Here is a 22,726-nt window from a genome sequence, read left to right as displayed (position 1 = left end):
ATAGACATAACCGAGATCGGCGTGGCCGTCGCCGCGACGCGAGGGCGTACCGACCGCGATGAAGACGACATCGGCATTGGCAACCGCGGAGGAGAGATCGGTGGTGAAGCTCAATCGGCCCGCCTTGGCGTTGTTGGCAACGATGACTTCCAGACCCGGTTCGAAGATCGGGATATGGCCGCTTTTCAGCGCTTCGATCTTCTCCGGCATCTTGTCCACGCAGATCACGTCATGGCCGAAATCGGCAAAACACGCACCGGAAACAAGGCCGACATAACCGGCACCGATCATCACTATCTTCATTTCACTAACCTACATAGAAAACACAATTTCGCAAAAACCACGCTGTGATTGCGGTTTCAATACCTACATCTCAAGATAGTAGATTCACTTATATGCATCATTACTCCAAGGCAATGATCGAAGTCATGACAATTACGACGCCGGTGCCATAATGCTCAGAGTTCCAGCTGCGGCACCGGCTCAATGCAGAAACTGAAGTCTTGTCGAAATTGTACGGGCTTCTGAGCAACGAATACTGATTCTGCCAGAAGACGATTGATTGACAGCGCTGTTGGATGATATCCCCAGTTGCGTTAATGGACGTGACTTCTCTATTTGCGGCATTCCACAACAACCGAACAATGCTTAGTTTTCAAACAGACAGGAATTTGATGGAAGTCTTTCCTAATATGTCGGCGAGTTTTAAATCGCTTCTTAGCCGGCTTTCATCTTGGGTCTCGAACACTGCAACGCAAAACGCTGGTTCAGCCAAAGAAGACAAAGTAAACGCCGGGGTTTTCGCGCAATTTGAGATGCGGCAACCCAGTCACCAAAATGCAATTGATGCGATACCGGGCTGGAGTTCCTCCTTTCCGGTTCCGGGGCTACAGGCAGGCAATATTCCGCTATTTCAGGATGGACGGATATTGTCCGCGCTAAATGCCTATGGATCGCTCGAAGGGGCCGAAGTCCTCGAGGTCGGCCCTCTCGAGGCAATGCACACGTTCATTCTCAACAAACAGCGACCCGCCAACATCGACGCAATTGAAGCCAATCAATCATGTTTTTTGCGGTGTCTTGTAACTAAGGAAATCCTAAAGCTTGATAAAGCTTCGTTTTATCTCGGCGATATCCAGAAATGGCTCCAGAGCACTCAAAAGACATACGATTTTGCTCTTGCCTCCGGCGTCCTTTATCACATGCCAGATCCGGGAGAGTTTCTTCATCTACTTTCCAAACGTGCCAATGCATTGTTCATATGGACTCATTTCTTCGATGAAAGTGCTATGCCACCTTCGGATGTCCGTAGGCGTCCATTCAGTGGCAAGATCGAACTCCGCTCGGTGGCTGGTATGGAACTCCACTACCACGAAAGGAGCTATCAGAACGCGGACCAGAACGCCTCATTCTGCGGGGGCATGAAGGATCGCCATTTTTGGCTAGAAAGAAGTGAAATAATATCGCTGCTCGAGCGTTTGGGGTATTCGAAAATTGAAATTCAGGCCATAGACAACAATCATCCTGGTGGCCCATGCTTTTCGGTATTCGCCAGACGTTAGTTAAGTCTAGGGTGGTGACTTTAGGTGTAAGAGCGGACTCGGACGATTGCTGTTCAACGTCGAATATGATCATGGGAGCGTCATAGAGGGGTACTTGATCCCCGACGGCTTTTCTGAAGAAGCTACGATCTTCGTCACTATGGACGATGGCAGAGACGTGGCAATTGCGTGTGACCAACCGAAACCAGCTGTCGTGCAATCAGGTCGCCATGCGACCGGGATGGTTGGGTTCCGGATTGATGCAACCCGAATTTTGGATCTCGCCAAGCAGCGAAGACTATCTATTCGAGATTCAAAAACGGGCCTCCTGATCTATCGTCGTTCGCCGATCGATAATCCGGTTCAACACAAGATTTTGCGTCTTGAGCTTAGCATTTTGCCTATGATGAAGTTCGACGCTTTTTGTGAAGAAAGTTTTCAGTACGCTATTTCAGGCGTAGAACGTTTTGGTCACGAAACGACAATGCAGGCATTTCACCTCAATGCAGGGTCGTCGGTCTATATCAGCGGCAGGATTCTGCTGCGCAACTACGAAGACTTCCTTGACAGGGGATTCCAGGCTATCGCCGATATTCCCGACCCGTACTACGAGATGGCTTGCCGCCTCTTTACCCTCAATCGCCTCACCAGAAGCATGCCAAATTTCCTTGGAGATCGTGATCGACTGATCTTATCCCCTGCTGCTGAATACTTTTCTGAAATTAACTTAGCGGATGACCGGGCATTGAAACGTGCGTTACAGAAGGCACCGGATAAGGTCCGACGGGTGCTGATTTCACCCATCACACAGCAATTCGTCTGTACATATCCCGAGCAAATAATAACACGTAAAGATATTGCGCCGGCGATCGGCGCACTTGCCCGCTTTACCGTTGTTGGTCATGGAGACAATAGCGTTCATTTCCAACAAGGCGTGGGGGAGCTTCTTTCTGTACCTCCCATTGACGTCCCTGTGGTCAGCAAGCACTCTATCCTCAAAGATTTGGCCTTGAGGTTACGCCAAATACCTGTTGCTGAGACGATGCTGGAAGAAGATCTCATCTTCGACCACTATGTGCGCCAAGCTGTTGCGCCGGATGTTAAGGTGCAGGGATGACCGATACGATTACGAAGTCCGCGAAAACCAAAGCGGAAACCGATCAAATTCCGCTCGAACTTCAAGAGACACCAAAAACGACGGGGTGGCTTCGTCTCTATGAGTCGGGAAGAAGGCGTCTACTCACGAAGGCTCCGCCCCAGATCGAGATCGAGACCGCAAACGAACCCGAGCTCCAACATGGCGGCAAGACGCCATGGGGTCTTATTTCATTTGTGCTGCTTGTTCTAATTCCGTTCTTGGCATCGCTGATATATTTCATCTTGATTGCGTCCGATCAATATACATCGGAGGCCCGCTTCGCCGTGCGATCCTTGGCAGATGATGGTTCAAGTGAAAGGGTCGATACCGGGATCATGAGCATGCAGTCGTCCTCCCAGGACGCGTATGTTGTGACGAGTTTTATCCACTCGGCTGAAATTTTACGACGCCTGGACGGCAAAATTGACTATCGGGCTATTTTTCAGCGAGATGACGCGGATTTTTTGGCGCGGTTCGACAAGCGTGGCTCTCATGAAGACTTCCTGAAATACTGGATGAAACACGTAGTAGCCTACATCGACGGACCCTCCGGGATTATCATCTTGAAGGTTCAGACCTTTACACCCGAGGATTCTGTGAACCTTGCCAAAGCTATCCTCGAAGAAAGCGAAAAGCTCGTCAATGAACTGACGGTTCGCGCGCGCGAAGATATGATGTCGAGTTTTCGCGACGAAGTAGAACGAACGGATCGCTTGTACCAAGCGGCACTTGGTAACCTGAACCGATTCCAACAAGGTAGCGGTCTTCTGAATCCGACCGAACAGGCTCAACAGAAAGGTACTTTGCTCACTGGGCTGTTAGGCAGAAAGCTCGAAATGGAAAGCCAAATTTTTGTGCTGCGCCAAGCTAAAAATACGGATTCTCCGCGCTATCGACAACTGAGCCTTAGCCTTGAAAGCATCAATCAGCAGATCGATGGTATCCGTGCACAGATTACGGGCGGGGCCGACGCTTCGCTCGCCAATGTCATATCGAATTTTTCGGTAGTTGAGACAGATCGCGTGGTGGCGGAGAAGCTCTATGAAGCCGCGAGACGAAACTATGATCAGGCATTTGCCGCGGCTCTTCGGAAGGCACTTTATCTCACGGTGTTCGTCAATCCGGCCTTGCCAGAAGAGGCGCTCTATCCGCGTCGCTTCCTTTCGCCTGTTCTGATTATGCTTGGATTGCTCACAGCCTGGACCATTCTCGCGCTTGCCTGGGCGTCGGTTGAAGATCACAGGCTCTAGAACAAAATGATCCGTTTTCAGAATGTTTCGAAACACTTCAAAACCCAAAGCCACAAGAAAGTAATTCTCGATCGGGTGAGCCTCGAATTCGAACGCGGTTATTCCTATGGAATCCTCGGCGTCAATGGTGCTGGCAAATCAACAACCATGCGCATGATAGCAGGAACAATACTGCCGAACTCTGGTCATATCAGCAAAAACGTTCGCGTCTCCTGGCCGCTCGGCTTTGCCGGCGGTTTCAACTCTGCAATGACCGGCAAAGAGAACCTCAATTTCGTCGCCAGGGCATATGGTGAAAATCCCGAACGCGTCTCAAGGTTCGTAGAAGAATTTGCAGAACTGGGTGACTATATCAACGCGCCTGTTCGGACCTATTCATCTGGCATGGCTGCTCGTCTCGCCTTTGGTCTTTCCATGGCCATCGAGTTCGAATGTTATCTTGTCGACGAAGTCACGGCCGTTGGCGACGCACGCTTTCAAAAACGCTGCAAGGAGGCATTTGACAGCAGGCGTAGGAATTCTGACATCATCATGATTTCTCACGGGATGGAGACGATAAAGGCTTATTGCGAAAAAGCTTTTTTGCTCGTGGATGGCCGAATGATGTATTACGATAACGTTGAGCTTGGAATCGAAGCCTATTACCGCCTCAACAGATAGCTATCTATCGCGACGCGATACATTATGGAGGCTTATTTGGCGCCGCAGAATGAAAGCAGCAATGGACCGGTGAGCGGGCTTGAGGCCAGTAAAGTTATCTCCCAGCGACTGACTTCGTCAGCGCGTAAACTCCGCTTTTCAACCTCTTCAAGAAGCAGCCTTTTTAAGGCAGTCGGCCTTCGACCTAGGCTGAGTGACCGAATTTTCACAGCGACCGTGCTCTTATTTGCAGTCCTTCTTTTTGCTATTCCGAACGTAACCGCATTGCTTTATTATGGCATCTTTGCTTCCGATCAATATGAATCGGAAACTCGTTTTACTGTCCGTTCCTCGACGCCGGCCCTCGGCAGAGACCAGATTGCGCGAGTAACCGGTGTTCCTTCTGCAAAAATCGTCCAGGATACCCAAATTGTAACTAACTTCATCAACAGCCACGAAATTATCGATATGTTGCGTGATCGCAACATTGACCTGCAGAAGCTTTTTGGTAGTGCCGACATTGACTGGTGGGCTCGCCTCCCCGGTGACGCAACTGCTGAGGAGACGAGGGATTACTGGGCGCATATGGTCACAGCGACCGTCAATGCATCAAGCGGGATTGTCACGGTAAAGGCCAGGGCATTTGCTGCCAGGGACGCTGCTGTTCTAGTAGGCGAGATCGTTAAAGCGTCCGAAGTCATTGTGAACCAAGTCAACGATCGTATTTGGAAAGATGTCATCGCAACCGCCGAGACAAGCCTCGAAAACGCAAAGCAACAGCTTCAAAAGGCTCGCGAAACAGTCGCCTCGACCCGCAATAGAGAAGGCGTTTTGAGCGTCAGTAATAGCTCCCAGATTATTTCGACTTTGATTGGTACGATCGAGAATGAACGGTTGAATCTTCAACAGCAATACAATGCGCGGATTGCGGTTGTCTCAGCTGACTCGCCGCAAATGCGCGTGCTGAAACGCGAAATCAGCAGCAAGGAACAGCAGCTCTCCGATCTCAATGCGCAACTCGCCGGCATCGGGAGTGAACGTAGTCTAGCAGACGTATCACAGGACCTTTCACAGCTTGAGTTGGCCCAAAACCTTGCCGAACAACAGTTCTCGTCCAGTGTCAGGACACTTGAGCAGGTCCGTTTTATCAGCAAGCAACAGCTTCTCTATCTTGACAGTTTTCTCGCACCGCGTGTTCCGGATGAAGCGAACTATCCTAAGCGTCTTCTCTGGATAAGCCTGACCGCCATTGCTAGCTTGATCACCTGGGCTACAGCGACCAGTTTGCTTTACTTTGCCCGCAGCCGTCTGATGCAGTGAAGTCCTATGGCTGACAGCTCAATACGACAACGCCTTTATGCTGCATTGCCGAAACCGATGGCAAGAGTGGGCCCGATCAACAATCAAATATCAATCCGGCGCCTGCTTGTGCTTCGCAATGGGCCAAATCCTACCTTCAGTTACTATCTTGAAGAGAGGCTTAAACGAACGCCCATTCCCGCAGAAATACGCAATCTCGACGAGTTCCTGTGTGACGTCGATCCTGACGGCCTTTTTGTGATCGTTTGTCGATATATCAGACCTCGACAGTTACTTTGGATGTACAGGCATCGAAAAAGTTTCGCAGGGACCAGTCTCATGATCGATGACGATATTGCCGCAACGGTCGTCGACAACGAAGGAACGCTGGGGTACAAGGCTTACTTGGCTGCGATCGGGCTTGTGCCCATCCCTGTCCTAAACAATATCCTGTCTGATATATGGGTCTCGACTCCCCGCCTCGCTGACAGATTGAAGAGGGACGACGCGCCTCAACCCGTTGTTCTTCCACCCTTCCCACCCGCTGACACCTACACACCTTCGCCACCCGAAGACGATGGGAAGGAGGTGAAAATGGCGTTTCATTCAACGGGCAACCACGATCTGGAACATGAATTTTTAGTCCCAATTGTGCGAGATGCTCTGGCGCTGTGTCCTAACCTGTCATTCGAAGTAACGGCGTCATCGCATCGGCTGGAACGATTATGGACCAGTGCAAGACTTCCCTCACGGCGCTTGACCGTAAAATCTCATAGGAGTTGGAACCAGTACCTGTCTGAGACGAAACAACAGCATATTGATATTCTGTTGGTTCCTCTCTTACAGAGCAGAGTGAACAATGTCAGATCCGGCACGAAACGTTTCGATTGCGCTCGCATGGGCGCCGCGGCAATTTTTTCTAGCGGACAAGTCTACGGTGAGGCCGAAACCGCCGGCGAGATATTGATTGAGAACAACCCAAGAATTTGGCTAGAAACAATTCTCAACCTTGCGAGGAACAGCGAGCTGCGACGCAAGGCCAGAAATGCCACCGAAGCTTCGATTATGGCCCATCTCGCGAAAACTCCAAGCCAACTCCCGTTACACCGGAATGAGCAGAGATCCCCAGGACACCTGAATGACAGGGCATAATACTATTGAGCGGACGAGCATCCTCAACGCACTTTCCGAAAAAAAATGTGATGACGGCTGTCATCCTGCGGGATATGCGCAGCCGCTTTTTCAATCACGGGCTAGGGTTTTTGCTCGTCTCCCTGTGGCCTCTCGCTCATATGCTTATTCTGTTAACCATCTATACGGTAATGGGCCGTAAAGCGCCGTATGGTGACAGCCTGAACGTATTTTTTGCGACAGGATTAATCCCGACGCTGGCGTTCATGTACGTTTCGCGATTCATGTCGCTGTCGCTGATCATGAACCGCACTATGCTATCGTTTCCCGTTGTTACGGTAGTCGACATTATGATGGCACGCGCTTTTCTGGAAGTCGTGGCCGCAGCTCTGACATTATTTTTTATGTTCATGATTTTGCTCGCACTTGGCGACAATCCCTTTCCGGCAGATCCTTTCGAGGCGGTATATGCCTATCTTGCAATTATTCTGCTAGCAGTCGGTGTCGGTTTCCTTGCCGGTGTAATCGCAATGTTCGCGCCCTTTTTCGTAACGATCTATGCGCTGACTATGATCGTTGTCTACATCTCATCTGGCACCCTTTTTGTTTCTGCTGCTCTTCCCGAGCGCATTGCTTACATTCTGTCCTGGAACCCGGCCTTCCATGCAGTGGAATGGATGCGTCTTGCCTATTACCCGGGGTATAGCGACAAATGGCTAGACAGGAACTATATCATTGGTTTTGGTGCAATATCTTTGTGTTCCGGCCTCTTTCTGGAAAGGGTGCTGAGAATGAAAATGCTGGAAGGATAATAGATATGACATTGCGAATTCGCTCCAGCAGAGATCTTATTTCAATCAATCTTATCGATCCCAACCGGTGGGAAAGCACCGGCGACGACCCATTTTTTGATATCCGCTTCAACACCCTTCGAAAGCCAATACTGGTCGCGTTTCTCCGTACAACGGATGGAGAGATGATCGAGCCAAAAGTCTACCTGAACAGGGGGCACGGTTACCGAGAGCGCGATACAGTGCAGCACGAACCCGGCCACAGTTTCATTGTAACCGCAGATGTTGGACGTTTGGGTTTAGTGAAGTCCCTGCGGATAGATCCATCGGCTCAACCTGGGGAGTTCTCATTCCAGATAGAGGCCTTTCCAAACTGGGATAGCGCAGAACATGTGATCAAGCTCAGAATGGAAGCCGATATGCAGAGCGCGAAACGCTGGGATATCGGCCGACTGCCGCGGTTTCGGCTCAAGCTGCCATCGCCTCGCCTCCGACATGCTAAATCACAGGTCCTAGAATTTATCGATACACAGTATGGACTGGCGCAAAAACTACACGTTGCTCGCCCTGAGCCAAATGACAATGTATGGCTCAGTATTGTAGTCCCGGTTTATAATGCCCCGAAGCGCTACCTCGACGATCTCGTGAAGTCATTCGAGACGCAGCACGCAGAGGGCGTCGAACTGATTCTCAGTGACGACGCCTCGACCTCAGAAGAGACGTTGCGATTTTATGAGGTACTGGCCAAGCGCAACACCATCAAGATTGCTCGTAGTGGCGTGAATAGAGGTATCGCCAACGCGACGAACGAGGGCCTCGCTCTGGCTTCAGGCACGTGGGTGACGTTGCTCGACCATGATGACCTTATCGCTCCGCATGCGTTGAAGATGATTGCTGCGACGATCGTTGCAAACCCTCAATGCCAATTCCTCTATACGGATGAGGTTGTCGTCAATGATCGCCTTGTTCCTGATGGATTAATGCTGAAGCCTGCCTTCGACCCGGTCCTGCTGACGGGCGTGAATTACATCAACCACTTCTCAGTTTATCGTCATGATCGTTTACGTAGGATTGGATATCTCAGAACGGCTTTCGATGGGTCGCAGGATTATGATCTTCTGTTGCGTTATCTTGAGGGGATTCCAGAGCAGCATGTTATCCATATCCCCTATCCTGCCTATTGGTGGCGCCGGACCGGCCAGACCTACTCCCGCCGTTTTATGGATAAAGCGACTGAAGCCGCGCGTCTTGCACTTTTAGAGAGATTTCAGCGCGAAGGCCAGGTGATCAAAGTGGTCCCGGCCCTAACCGAAACCCTCCACCGCGTGGAGTTTTCTCTTCCCAAAGGACTCGACTGGCCGAAAATTTCGATCATCATCCCTAGTAGAGATAGTTTCGACCTCATAAGCACTGTCCTCAAAGGACTGTTTGAGGAAACAGATTACCAAAACCTAGAGGTCATTGTTATTGACAATGGAACCACTGATCGACGCGTTCTGGAACTATATCGAAGCTACACGGAATCAAAAAAGAACTTCTCAGTCACCATAGCCGAAGAGGCTTTTAATTTCGCCCGGGCGATAAATCGCGGGATGGAAAAGTCCTCGGGCGAACACTTCCTGATACTCAATAACGATATTGAAGTTATCGATGCAGGTTGGCTGAAAGAAATGGTCTCGTGCCTGAAATTTGACGCCACGGGGATTGTCGGCGCCAAGCTTCTATATCCTAATAAGAAAATTCAACATGCTGGAGTGATTGTTGGTTTTGGCGGATTAGCTGGGCACTGGTATCTCAACAAGCCAGCCAATTTCGGAGGACCAATGAATCGACTGCATTTGCGAAACTCGGTAACGTGTGTGACTGGCGCTGCAATGTTGATATCCGGAGATTGTAAGGAGATAGTTGGTTCTTGGGACGAAGAGAATTTCGCCGTCGCATATAACGATGTTGACTATTGCATCAGGGCCCATAAGGCGGGCTTCAGGATTGTGTGGACGCCGTTTGCGTGCATGTACCATCATGAGTCAGCCTCTCGTGGGTCAGATCTCGTTGGAGACAAGAAACGCCGTTTCGAACAGGAAAAAGAAAACCTGCGCCTATTGCACGGCACTGATACATTTGACGATCCTTCTATCAATCCAGGCTACGAAAAGAGGCATTCGACGCCAGGTTTGGAGTTGCCCGTTCACCTTGCGCCTGCCCGCGCAGGTCTTAGGATCCAGCCCACGCGCGATCGTAACCAGATTAGTTCTGCAACAGCACGAGACAGGCCGACAGAGAGAGATGGATAACCTCCACCTGTTCCCACCTCAGGCTTCGAGGTACAATCGGGGTGAATGTTTCTCAGGCTTTTTCCGGGGGGCATGACCGCTGTCCCCACCCGGAGAGTTTACGGTTCCATCGAGTATTCGCACTGCGATGCCTTCAGCTGCCGCCGAAGAACCTGCTTTTGAAGAGAGATTGCCTCGAACCTGGATTGAAGCTGCCAACAAACGATAGAACGCTGCCGCCAATTCCTTATTTGGTTTTTGAGGGTCTTGCCAAAATTGGTCCAGCTTCTTTTGATCCGTCATACCGGCGACGTCGTAAATCGCCGTTCCAAGCACTTTGGCCGGAATTCCATCAGAAATCCCATGAAGGGCTGCGGTAGAGTTGACAGTGACAATTCCAGAGCATCCAGAAATCAACGCGGCAAGGTCACCTGCACCAAAGTAATCGACCCGATCGCCAATGCTCAATTTCTTCGACATTTTATCTATAAATCGGCGCCATGAAATTAGTCCATTGTCAAGCGGGTGCACCTTAATCACAAGCCGAGTATTTCCTGGGGCAAAGGAGGCAAAAGAAGTCAGCACTTCGGCAATAGCTTGCTTTTGGCTGCGATAGGGCGAATGCGCACGAAGCTGGAAATCCGTCTCAAGTTGAAGCGGATACACAAACCACGGTTGCTCCGCTTTTTTTAACGCGAACAACATTTCTTGCGCCCTGGATGCTCGGTGATGCTTTGTCGCGAGTTGAAGGATCCAGCCTGCATACTCTACCAGAGGATGAAACAACGAGTGCCGCTGATAATGAGGATAGAGTGGGCGGAAAAATACAGAGGGAAGATAGTAGGCGAGATCGTATAGCGCTTCTGCGAGAAAGGTTTGGCGATAACGAGGTGTCCGGTCAATCTCGGGCAAGAGGGCTGCGGCAGACAAGATCACCCCCGGCTCATTTGGAAAATGGGAATTGGACGATGTGCCATTCATCTCCACTGTGACCCAATCAGGACGCAGGTAGCCCATCTCGATCGCGACGATTGCTATACCATGCGCCTTGGCGGCCATAATGGCCTCCTGATGGTATGGTCTTTCCTCACCGAACAAGATGATGGTTTTGATATCCTGATCCTTCAGGAACTTGCGGATGAAGTTACCCCAGTTCTGCGGACGGCCACGATAATTGACTGCCTCTCCCCTGCTCCAGAAGAGCTGGTCGCCGAAATTGAGATTGATGCGATAGCACGTATGACCTGCCCGAGTGAGATTCTCGGCGATCATGGAAAAAAGCGGAGAAGCAGGCCCTTGGAGAAAGAGATAAGGTCCCTGCGAAGTCATTTGAATCGCTCCTTGTATAGATGCGCATGCCAAAGGAGGGTCTCGAACAATGTCCACGGCGCCTCGATCCGAGATGCCGTTGCGACGTGCTTGATCTCTTTTGCTCTAGCGAGCGGCACGATAAAATAGTCTGTGCGAGGGTCAGGGAAAGGGTCGGCGTATTCTTTTAAAAGCGGTGCATGGTCGCCATAAAATGCTAGCCAGACCGGACGATCATACTTATCCAACTCCGCGACAAGACGGGCTAAGGCATCATCCGCTTTGCGCAATAGTTCCTTGTATATCTCAATCGGATCATTCATGCCTTCGACGCGACCCGCCTCCCAAGGGCCGTGATTGGCCATGGAAGCTACGAAAAGAAGGGCTGACTGCCGTTTCTCCAACCCCTCGGCAATTTCCAGAACTTTCTCGGTCAGGCGCATGTCCGACACGTAGGCACCATCACGTGCAGGAACGTGATCGAAATCATCGAGCATCGTCATTTCGCCAAAACCGAAAATTGGCATGGCCTTGTGCCTAAGAAAGAAGGTTCGGTCATACGGATGGATGAAATGTGTATACCATCCAACCTTCCGCAGCTTATTGGGCCACACAATATCCGCGTAATGCGACGCGCGAAGATAAGGATAACTGGCATCGGCGTGAACGTCGTCCGGCTGGAGACCACTCAGAACAGCAAACTCGGTCCTCAGCGTATAACCACCTTCAAATACGCTGATAAGCCGGCCCCACTGTGCGGCCCGCTCCTTTAAAACATCGATGGTCGGGAGATTTAGGTCGTCGCATCCGATGTTGCGCAGATCCATGAAGGATTCCGACTGCCAGAAAATCACCAGAGGCGATTCACGGCTGGGCTCCCCTAAAAAATCGTGAATAACGCTTTGAAGGCCCTTGGCGAGTTCTTCAATAATCGCCTCTCGCCGCATACCAAGCCACATCATGAAATGATAGCTGACGGAGGTGAAGGTTCCGAACCGGGTGGTGTTCGACTTCACGTTGAGTGTCCTGAGAAGCCATTGCGCGACCAATGCCGCGACATGTCCAATCGGCTTTACAAAAAGCATGAGAATGCAGAGGCTCGGCACGAGTACACCGACTAGAATCCACAACCATGTGTGATGCGACGGTATAATCGAGGGCTCGGCAATCATAAACAGAGCGGAAACGCCAAAGACATACGACAGCGCCATAATCCAGAACAGCACATTGAAGTTCGTCGCGTAAAAAATGCTCTTATACTTGAATACATCAACAACCAGCGCGATATCCGAGAATACGAGTGGCTCACGGATAAAAATATATTTTGCTCGTGATATGCCGGTGAAGATCACGAAAAAGCTGACCGTTCCAAGTCCAGAGTAGAACGGTCGCCAGGATATGGCGAAGAAAATTGAATACACGAACATTATGATTGGAAGCCTGGCGAGTTGCTCGACAACAATCCGCTGGGGGCTATGTTGCAGACGATTTTCCTGCCTGACCCGTTTCGGCATGGCGAACGGATCGGTCAGGTAGACAATTATTGCTGCCACGACAAAGGATACCGCCGTAAGAGAAACGGGTTGATCCTCGTGAAACGAAATGTCGAACAGGAGTAATTCCATCGTCAAGCCTGCATCCGCTGCAAGCGCCGATATAAAACCGGTTTTATGAATGCAGAAAACCACGATAGAAGGGTCAAGGAAGCCCCAAAGTGCACTTGCGCCGTCCCCCTGTCTATACCAATGACAATCTTTCTCGCTACCTGATCAGCTGGCCAAGGCGCAACTGCACCCATCAAGCGCCGGGCAGCCTGCGGGCGCAGGGGTATCTCACGCTCATATTGCGGCGTAAGCGTATCGGGCGGAAAACTAACACCGACGGTGACGCCTGCATTCGCGACCTCAATCCGCAGGGATTCCCCAAATGAAGATAGCGCCGATTTCGACGCACAATAGGCGCTGTAGCCCGGAATGCCGATGAGGGCAGCACCGGACGACACAAGCATGATGTGGCCGCTGGCTCGCTTTTTCATCCCTTTAAGGACCGTCCGAACCGCGTTCACGCATCCAAGAAAATTGACGGATAATTGTGCCTCAAAAATATCTGCCGATTGAGCATCGAACTCTTGCGGATCAACCCGCCCGGCTGACGCCACCAGTACATCGCAGGGACCGTGATTCGCTTCAGCGGCAATAATCGCCTCTCTCAATTCTCTTTCATCGCTCACATCCGCCGAGGCGATAAACACGCCCCCCCCTGTCACGAGATCCGCCCCGGTGAGCGAACGGGCAGCGGTAAGAAGCATCCCTCGCCTGCGGGCAATCAGAGAAACCCGGTAGCCTCTACCTAAATATATTTTGGCGACCTCCAGGCCGATACCACTCGATCCGCCCGTGATAATAATGTGAGGCATAGGCCGTTTCCAAACCCGGGTCTGATTAGCTGAATAATTTTGCGACTTGCTGCATATCGAGGCTTCCGAGTCCGACGTTGCGTTTCAACAGATCGTTCAGGCTATTAGCCGTTAGATTCACGGCTGTCTCAATATGGCCTCTGGTGTGATCGCTAGTCAGAAAAAACCGGATCCGAGCCATGCCCTCCTGCACTGCAGGATAGATGATCGGCAGCGCATTGACATCTGCTTTCAATAGTTCGTTGGACAATTGCACGGCACGCAGCGAGTCACCGACAATAACCGGAACGATGGAATGACCTCCGCTAGTGCCTGTATCCAGACCGGCTCGGCGTGCAACATCGAGGAACAATCTACCGTTCTCACGTAACTGTGCAACGCGATCCGGCTCGTTTTCAAGGATCGAAAGACTGGCTAGCGCGCTGCTTGCCAATACCGGCGGGAGACCCACGCTATAAACAAAGCCGCCTGCATTTGCCTTTAATATCTGGATGAGGGCGGAACATCCCGCCACATAGCCGCCGCAACTGGAGGCTGTCTTAGATAGTGTGCCCATCCAGATATCAACATTTGACGGATCGATTCCGAAATGTTCGAAGGTTCCTCTTCCCTTCTCGCCCAAAACTCCCAACGCATGAGCCTCATCGACCATGAGCCAGAAACCAAATTTGCCCCTCAGGCCGATCAAATGCGGAAGTGGAGTGACGTCCCCGTCCATTGAATAGACGCCCTCGACAACCACGAGAACGCGCTCGAACTCGCCCTCAATACCCATCAGAATATTTTCCAGATCGGCAGTGTCGTTATGACGGAAAAAACGACGAGTAGCACCGGATAGCTTTATCCCGGCAAGAACGCTGTTGTGGATCAACTCATCATGGATCACCAGATCCTTTGGCCCCATGACGCAGCTGATGACGGTCGAATTAGTGAGATAACCGCTGACAAAACAGACAGACGCCTCCGCTTCATAGATGGAGGCAAGCTTCTGCTCCAGAAGTCCATGCTGTGGCCGCTCACCCGCGACCAGTCGACTTGCAGAGGCCGATATACCGAATTTATCGATAGCCTCGATGGCAGCAGCATGCACGGCCGGATGGCTGTTTGTGGCAAGATAATCATAGGACGCGAAGTTGATGACTTCCCTGCCGCCAATACGCGTGGTGGCGCCAGCTGCCATCTCATGCGACCGGTAAAAAGGATTATCGACTCCTGCAAGCCCGCTAATCGCCTTTTGAGCGAGAATTTTCTTGTATTCCGCCAGATCCTCAAAACGCTTGGGAGCTTTTATCCGCTCCGGCATTCGCCTGTTGACCCGCGATAGCCGGTTCTGACCAGCCGCTTCATGTCGGTCACGCAGCAAGCTCAAATAGTCGGCGCCAGCATTTTTCGTCCCACCGGCGTCGCCGTTTTCGTCATCCACCATCTAAACTGTTTTCCGTTCCTGCTTTTTGGCACCATGCTTTTCCGCCAACGCCGCTAAAAAGGACGCGTCCTCCTGTCCCCCGTCTTCTCTGTCGGTCACGGTGCTTGACACCACTTTATCGTAAAGCTTCTGTACGATGTCACCGATCGTTGCGCCCTCTCCCATTCCCGAGAACGGAATATCTATCCCGCTCTTCTGCTGGAAACTGGCACCTAGTTCCATTGCCATCAAGCTGTCCAGTCCGATATCCTTGAGAGCCTTGTCAGACTTGATGCTGTCTTCCGCAACCTTGAGAATCGAGGAAATTTCAGCCGCAAGGAACTCGTGAAGAAGGGCGCTCGCCTCCTCACGTGTCTTTCCGGCGACGAGCGTAGCGAGGTCGATCCTGTCCCCTTCTCCTCCGCCCGCGTTCGAGATTGCATTGCGTGGAATGGCCGAAAAAAGTGGTTGCGACGCGAGCGGCAGCGACGCCGCGCTAGTCCAATCGATCTCGGCAACCATGACCACGGCTTCATCGATCGTGCCGCCATCCTTCAGCAGCACGCGCTCGACGAAGCTGAGTGCACGCTTTGCCGTCAACGCCGTCTTACCTATACGCCGTGCTAGAATGTCATTAACGCCGGTGTTGCGCGTAAGAAATCCTGCGTCGGCAATCGCGCCAAAGCCAACCGCTACCCCAGGGAGACCCGCAGCTCTTCGCAACCTCGCCAGACCTTCGAGATATCCGTTCGCGGCAACATAGTTGGCTTGGCCCGGATTTCCGATCATCGTGGTTGCCGACGAGAACAGCAAAAACAACTCCAGTTCGTCTTCGCGTGTCAGGCGATCCAGATTGCCGGCGCCGTTCGCCTTAACCTCGATGACCGCTCGATTGCGTTGACGATCCAGATTGGAAATCAGCGCATCATCGAGGACCATGGCGGCGTGGACAACGCCCTTGACAGGACCGGAAACCCGCAATTTCTTAAGTAGCGCATCAAGCGAGGCTTCGTTAGTGACATCACATGAATGAACACTCGAAGCGATACCAGCAGCGTTCCACCGAGCGGTGGCCGCAAGGGTTTCCTCGTCAGGAACACCACGTCGGCTGCAAAGAGCAACATGCGTCGCGCCGCGACTCGCTAACCAGTCCGCCGCGGCGAGCCCGAAACCACCAATGCCGCCGACGACTAGGTACACACCCGGGCTCAATTCGAGATGGTTCGCTCCTGATTTTTGTACTGCGTCCCTTTTAGGCTGCGGTGGACGAATGATGATTTTGCCAATATGCCCGGCATTTTGCATCAGACGAAATGCGGGGGCGGTTTCGTCGTAATTGAAGGACCGGTAAGGCAGCGGAACGAGCTTGCCCTCGGCGAATAATGTCCCGATCTCTCGGAAAATACGTCGAGTAAGCTCGGGCGCATTGATCAAGAGCTGGTCGGCATCGATCCCAAAATAAGAGATATTGCGGCGGAAGGGTCGAAGAGCAAGCTTCCGGTCGGAGTAATAGTCCCTCTTTCCGAGTTCCAGGAAACGACCGAAAGGCTTCAGGAGCTCGAAACTGCGCTCCATTGCTTCGGCAAACAGGGAATTCAACACCAGCTCGACGCCCTTGTCGTCAGTAACGCGTAGGACGTCACCGACAAATGCAAGAGAGCGGGAATCAAATACGTGATCGGCGCCAAGCAGCGACAAGAAACGTCTTTTTTCGACGGTACCCGCTGTTGCTATCACTTTTGCCCCACGAAGCTTTGCGATCTGGAGCGCCGCCAGCCCGACGCCTCCGGCTGCGCCGTGAATAAGGATCGTTTCGCCCCGGCCGATGCGGCCAAGCTCAACCATCGCGTAATATGCCGTCAGGAACGCTACAGGAACCGTGGCGGCCGCTGCCGGATCTATGCCTGCCGGTATTTTGCTGAGCCCGTCTCGAGCTACCGTGATGTGCGTCGACAGGGCCTGAGATGCGATGCCCATAACCTCATCGCCCGGAACAAGGTCTGTGACACCCTCACCCACAGCGACAACGGTTCCCGACATTTCCATACCGATCGTGGCGCCGGCAAAACCGTCCTCCAAAGCTTCTTCCGGCAACAATCCCATGGACCACATGACATCACGGAAATTCAGCCCCGTCGCAGCAACCCTCACACTGACTTCGCCAGCCGCGGGCGCTGGTATGTTGTTTTGCTCCCAAGAAATCGAATCGATGCGTCCCGCAAAAAGCTGGCGGATCGTCGCGCTCTCGAAATTTTTTGTCTTCAAACTCGCAGATCTGGCGTGGCCGGGTACAGCGCGCACGACGGAGAGCAGCGCGGTTCGCCGATCCTGTACCCATTCCCTTTCTCGGCCGTCACAAGAAAGTATCATAGAGATTGCGTTGAGCCTCATCGCGCCATCGGCCACCGGGTCCAGCAGAAAAACCTCCAGTTCGTCATATTCATTCTGCAAGACGCGACTGAAGGCCCAGACACCGCTTGCCGTCGGATCAGGTTCTGCCGAACCGGCAGGCGAACCACCTTCGGCAAGGACGAGCAGTCTCGTCCGAGAAGGCGAATTTTGGGACCTCATATGTTTGCGTGCGGCCTCAGCCAAAGCGCTGAGGATTTGGACCGCATCCTGCAAACAGTCAGACCCCTTACACTGGCGTCTCGTATCGAACACGAACGCCAGCGCGCCCTCCTTGTCCGTGAAGAACGTTGCGAACTCCGCTTCGGCACCCCTTGTCGTACAACGCAGTGGCTCGAAGACCGTCGAGGACGCGTGTTCGCCATCAACTATTTCCACTACGGCCGCAAACGGCATCGTCTTGACCGTTTCAACCTCGAGAGCGCCCGGCCCCTGAGCTTCTACGAGCAAAAGTGCGCCGTGGGCACTTTCGTGTTGCCGGATATGTGTTTGCGAGAAGCCGCACTCGGCAAGAAGCGCACGCCATTTTGCCTCGGTGGCGAATTTCCCAATCGGAAACTCGGGCGTGGCGCTGCCGGAGAACCAGCCATCCGTAAGGCCGAAAACAAAATCCGCAAACCCGGACGATGCCAGATCGACGATAGCAACGGTCGCAGCGGCAGAGCCGGCGATACGTTGCACGGCTTGCAGGCGCTTGTCCCCGCTTAGCTTTCCATAGACATCGCCGCTGGCGCTAACGACAAGATTAGCCCGAGTTAGTGAAACAGGATTATCTAGGTCCAAGCAGGAAATCGACGGATTGCGCTCAAAAGCTATCTCGAGCGTCCGACGCAAATGGTCGGAGGGCTCAGCGATGATGAGCTGCGCACCTTTAAGCGCTGCCAGTTCGGCCAACCTTTGACTGAAAGCCGGCGATACCGCGCAGATCTCAATGATCGTAAAGCCATCACCTTGCTGGACATCTCCCAGCGCGTTCTCGACTGCCGCCAACACAAGTGACTCGCGCGCGCGCGCGAAGGCGGTATGGTGGCGAACATGGTCCATTGTTGCTTCGCTTATGAACGAAACGCTGCCCTCAGTCCGTGAGAAGGAAGACTGAACCGAAAGCCGCGCCAGCGTTTCTCTATAAGCGTTATTGACAAGCACAGCCTCGGCAACACGGTCGGGAAAACGGATGTTGATCTGGCCAAGAAGTTCTTCGACCGACGGCAGTTCGCAGGGCTGCCGCAACAGCCACCCCTCCTCATTGGACTGCACCATCCCAGCATCCTCGAGCGCATAAAGACAACTCGAAAGATAGCATTGAAAACCCTGATTTCCCGGCAGCGCAGAAAACGTGACAGCGTCCTTGCCGTCGGCTAGCAGCCGGGCGACATCGAACGAAGCCCGAAGCACGGCGGCGGTGAGAATAATCGTGCCTTCAGCGGGAGCGATGGAATCGACCATTGGCAGGTATCCGCGTCCATCCACTTTGGCGGGCTTAGTCGAAACGGTCGCTTCGACGGCGTCCGGCACCGCCTCATAATGAAACGTGGCCGTTTCCAGGGTCGTATGTTGTCGCAGCCAAGTGCGGCGAAAGCGACAGTCATCAAGAGATGACACCAGTGTTCCGTCTGCTGCGATGAGATCGATTCTTGCTTTGAGACTGTGGGGGCTGAAGCGTTGAATCTCGATGACGGCACTTGCGATAGCCTTCGCTGATGAAGCGAACCGAACCGATCCAAACCGCACTGGAATATAGGGGGCACCGTCGGCTTCGCCCGTCAACAAAGCGAAAAGAGCAACAAGGCCATGGAACGCAGCATCGGTCGAGACCGGATCGAGACCATAGCTAAGATAGGGATGGACAGGAGCGGCAGCAGGCTGCAACTCTACCAGGATATGCTTCTCGTTGTAGACTTCGGCCTTATTCAGAAGTTGGAAACAGGCGGCATAGTCCAGACCAAAGCTCCGGGCCGTCTGATAGGCCTCCGCGCCACCGATCTGATGGACTTTTGCGGTACTGGAAGGCCGAAGCCTCACACTACCGATACTTTCAGTCGGCTTGCGACTTCGTGCCGTGGCATGGATCGTCCACCCATTGTCACTCAGATACTCACGTGAGGCAATTTCGATAAAACCGGTTTCGGGTGAAAGTTTGGTCGACAGCTCGATGAGCTTGGTTTCCCGCAGCTCCAGCGGGCGGAAAATTTCGAGGTTCGTGATCTCCACGTCCGAAACGCCGTAAAACTGCCGCGCAGCCTGAAGCGCTATTTCTATAAATGCGCTGCCCGGGAGAATGGGTTTGCCGTCAACTACATGCCCGGCAAGATCCGGAAACAGCTGTGCGTCCAAATGGTTCTTCCAGGCGGAGGAGTTGGGATCGGTGCGCCAACCAAGGAGGGTGTATGTGCCATCGGCGCCATCGCGCCCAAACAAGTTGATTCCGTCGGTTGTCGAATTTGGTCGATAGCTGACATTCTCGAACGGAATGATCGGTAGGTCGCATGGTGCTATGTAATTCATCGAAGTCGATGGTACGTCGACGCCGTGTGCCACTGCGCGAAGTACAATGGACGTGACGGGGTCAGAATCGCCATCGAGGCCAGGGCGGCTGAGTGTGGGCAAAACCACTGCAGCTGCGGATTGCTGCTTTACAGTTTCTGTCACATAGCTCGACAGAATGGGTCGAGGGGATATCTCCAGGAAAAGGTTGCCACCATTCTCAACGGCAAGACTGACCGCCGCCTCGAAGGCAATCGGTTCACGGACATTCCTCCACCAGTATTCGGAATCGAGCTGGGCGCCGTCGATCATCGATCCAGTCACTGTTGAGATGAAGGGTGTATGGCCGGACTTCGGCGTTAATGGGGGCATATCCCGCAGAAACGCCATCTTCTCGCTATCTATGATAGGATGATGGAAAGGGTAATCGATATCAAGCACATGCACGACATGACGCGACACTTGAGACAAAGCCTTGAATTGCTTGATCTCTTCAATCGGACCGGAAATCGTCACCGAGTTGTGGGCATTTATCCCGGCGACGACAATGTTATCCAGACCATGCTCTTTGGCAAAGGCGACGGCAAACGCCTCCGACATCACGGCAGCCGCCATCGCGCCCTGGCCCGCCAGGGAATGCTGATGCCTGGATCGAACAGCGACGATCGTAACGGCATCCTTTGCTGAGAGGATACCCGCCGAGTAGGCAGCTGCCACCTCCCCGACGGAATGGCCCAGCACGACGTCCGGTTTAACACCCTTTTCTTTAAGGCAGTCCGTCAAGGCAGCCTGAATGGCAAAGAGTATCGGCTGCGCCACTCGCGTGTCGCGCAGGTTCCTTTCCAAATCTCCAGCCTCAAGCAGTGCTGAAAGGTCAAGGCCGGCCTGCTTTAAAAACAGGTCGCTGAAGGCATCAAATTTGGCCCTGAAGTCTGGATTGCCCTTGTAAGCGTCAAGTCCCATTCCAGCCCATTGGGATCCGTTACCAGCATAGACGAACACAGTCTTGACTGACTTGCCCGGCGTTTGGCCGACGTAAGCACGATCACCTTCCCCATTGCGCAGATAACCCGATAGAACTGACGCTATGTCACTGGCACTATCGCCAAAGGCTGCGAAACGGTGTTTGAGCGCCATGTTATTACTGGAGGAAACAAGCTGCTCAACTTGTTCGGCTGAAGACGAAGACAGCCGTGAAACGTAGTCCTGCAACAGCGACTCAAGCGCCGACTGCGTGTGGGCGGACAAAACAAACAAGCCATTAAATGGCGCCGTATCGACAGGAATAGGTTCCGGTGGATCGGAGATCACCACGTGCACGTTCGTGCCACCGAAACCGAACGAGTTTATGCCCGCAAGTCGGCGCTTTTCGCCCCGTTCTATTGGGCGTGCGGCACGGTTCACCTCAATATTCAAACCATCGAAGTCAATCGTCTGGTTTAGGACATCAGCGTGCAATGTGGCGGGCAGGAAGTCATTTTCCAACGCCAGCATCGCTTTGATAAGCCCCAATATTCCTGATGCAGGCTCCGCATGTCCAATATTGGACTTGATTGACCCGATCGGGAGCGGCTTGGACCTGCCTTGCGCGATGACGGTTCCGATAGCCCACAGCTCTGCCGGATCGCCTACCTTAGTCCCAGTTCCGTGCCCCTCAACGAACACCAGATCGTTGCAGTCAAGGCCAGTGTCATTATAGAGTGAACTCAATAGCTGCGCTTGCGCTTCCCTGGATGGCAACGAAATACCATTGGTCCTGCCGGACGAGTTAACACCGCTGGCGACTAATGTCGCGCGGCTGCGTGCGCCCTCGCCGGCTACACGGTCCGCGCGCCTCAATATGACGGCCCCTGCACCCTCGGCGCGAACATATCCTTCCCCATTCTCCGCGTAAGCTCGGCAGAGCCCCTCCGGCGACAGCATTCTGGCCTGCGAGAATCCGACGAATGGAAAAGGATGCAGAAGAAGATTGACGCCACCGACGATAGCGGTATCGATTTCTTCGTCCTCGAGAGCCTGCCTGGCATGATGAAGCGCTACGAGCGATGAAGAGCATGCCGTATCGATCGTCATGCTCGGGCCCTTGAGACCGAATATATGTGAAATTCGATTTGAAATGATCGAAAGTGTGTTGCCGGTCATGAAGTGAGGCCCGCCGGAAGCCGGATCCTCAACCTGGAGGTTGCCACTATCCAAAGACGACGCGCCAATATAGACGCCAACGCGCTCCCGCTTGAGTTGTTGAGGATTTATCCTCGCATCTTCAAGCGCACGCCACACCGTTTGGAGAAGAATGCGCTGTTGCGGATCCATCTGAGCTGCTTCGCGCGCCGATAGCCCGAACAAGGCGGCATCAAACGCGAAAACATCATCAATCACGCCAGCCGCGAACGTGTATGCTTTACCCTGAACGCTTCTTGCAGGATGCCAGAAACGCGCCGGATTCCAGCGTTCAGCTGGTATTGCGGTAACTGCGCACTTCTCTTGTTTTAAGAGAATAAGCAGTTCCTGCACATTTTTTGCGGAGGGAGCAACGCATGCGTGTCCGAGAATTTCGACTGCCATAATTCATCCACTTAGGGCATCACCGGCACATGATCTGTCTCCAGCTTAGCCCCGAAAAAACTCAAATTTTGCAACTT

Annotated in this window: 14 protein-coding genes; 8 read left to right on the top strand and 6 right to left on the bottom strand. The window is 52.8% G+C overall.

The features are described from left to right. Positions 1–303 (bottom strand): 3-hydroxyacyl-CoA dehydrogenase NAD-binding domain-containing protein (locus GH784_RS21485; protein ID WP_194842986.1); only part of this gene is annotated, 303 nt, incomplete at its 3' end. A 296-nt stretch (positions 304–599) separates the two neighbouring features. Here GH784_RS21485 and GH784_RS21480 point away from each other — a divergent pair. From GH784_RS21480 to GH784_RS21445, 8 genes are all read left to right on the top strand, one after another. Then, the gene (locus tag GH784_RS21480; RefSeq protein WP_210251784.1) at positions 600–1,562 is read left to right on the top strand and encodes a methyltransferase domain-containing protein; all 963 of its coding nucleotides are present in this window, start codon (positions 600–602) and stop codon (positions 1,560–1,562) included. Positions 1,563–1,608: 46 nt separating this feature from the next. Then, positions 1,609–2,658, top strand: a complete 1,050-nt coding sequence (locus GH784_RS21475) for a hypothetical protein (RefSeq protein WP_153793740.1) — start codon at positions 1,609–1,611, stop codon at positions 2,656–2,658. After that, positions 2,655–3,929, top strand: coding sequence for a capsule biosynthesis protein (locus GH784_RS21470; RefSeq protein WP_153793739.1), 1,275 nt, complete (start codon positions 2,655–2,657; stop codon positions 3,927–3,929). Before GH784_RS21475 ends, GH784_RS21470 begins: the two co-directional genes overlap by 4 nt. 6 nt (positions 3,930–3,935) lie before the next feature. After that, a complete protein-coding gene (locus GH784_RS21465; protein ID WP_112424588.1) occupies positions 3,936–4,589 on the top strand; it encodes an ABC transporter ATP-binding protein in 654 nt (217 codons plus the stop codon). Positions 4,590–4,625: 36 nt separating this feature from the next. After that, entirely contained in the window at positions 4,626–5,888 is a 1,263-nt protein-coding gene (locus GH784_RS21460; RefSeq protein WP_153793738.1) for a capsule biosynthesis protein, read from the top strand. Positions 5,889–6,206: 318 nt separating this feature from the next. Then, positions 6,207–7,019 carry a hypothetical protein gene (locus GH784_RS21455; RefSeq protein WP_153793737.1) on the top strand — a complete coding sequence of 271 codons (813 nt, stop codon included), beginning with the start codon at positions 6,207–6,209 and terminating at the stop codon, positions 7,017–7,019. Between the two features lie 50 nt (positions 7,020–7,069). Then, complete coding sequence (locus GH784_RS21450; RefSeq protein ID WP_081308973.1) at positions 7,070–7,810, top strand: ABC transporter permease; 741 nt, start codon at positions 7,070–7,072, stop codon at positions 7,808–7,810. A gap of 5 nt (positions 7,811–7,815) precedes the next feature. After that, complete coding sequence (locus tag GH784_RS21445) at positions 7,816–10,083, top strand: glycosyltransferase (protein WP_153793736.1); 2,268 nt, start codon at positions 7,816–7,818, stop codon at positions 10,081–10,083. An 18-nt stretch (positions 10,084–10,101) separates the two neighbouring features. On the opposite strand, the gene GH784_RS21440 is transcribed toward GH784_RS21445, so the two are convergent. The 5 genes from GH784_RS21440 to GH784_RS21420 are packed head-to-tail and all read right to left on the bottom strand — an operon-like array spanning position 10,102 to position 22,649. Further along, entirely contained in the window at positions 10,102–11,391 is a 1,290-nt protein-coding gene (locus GH784_RS21440; protein WP_065660359.1) for a capsule biosynthesis protein, read from the bottom strand. Next, entirely contained in the window at positions 11,388–12,995 is a 1,608-nt protein-coding gene (locus GH784_RS21435; RefSeq protein WP_153793745.1) for an LTA synthase family protein, read from the bottom strand. Before GH784_RS21435 ends, GH784_RS21440 begins: the two co-directional genes overlap by 4 nt. A 2-nt stretch (positions 12,996–12,997) precedes the next feature. Next, a complete protein-coding gene (locus tag GH784_RS21430) occupies positions 12,998–13,786 on the bottom strand; it encodes an SDR family oxidoreductase (protein WP_111801885.1) in 789 nt (262 codons plus the stop codon). Between the two features lie 25 nt (positions 13,787–13,811). Further along, positions 13,812–15,212: an aminotransferase class I/II-fold pyridoxal phosphate-dependent enzyme gene (locus tag GH784_RS21425; RefSeq protein ID WP_111801886.1), complete on the bottom strand. Its 1,401-nt coding sequence runs from the start codon at positions 15,210–15,212 to the stop codon at positions 13,812–13,814. Then, complete coding sequence (locus GH784_RS21420; RefSeq protein ID WP_153793735.1) at positions 15,213–22,649, bottom strand: type I polyketide synthase; 7,437 nt, start codon at positions 22,647–22,649, stop codon at positions 15,213–15,215. It abuts the gene before it with no gap. Between the last annotated feature and the right edge of the window lie 77 nt (positions 22,650–22,726).

Origin of the sequence: Agrobacterium tumefaciens (genome assembly GCF_009649785.1) — a bacterium.
Classification (GTDB): Bacteria; Pseudomonadota; Alphaproteobacteria; order Rhizobiales; family Rhizobiaceae; genus Agrobacterium; species Agrobacterium tumefaciens.
This window is presented reverse-complemented; position numbering and strand designations above follow the sequence as displayed.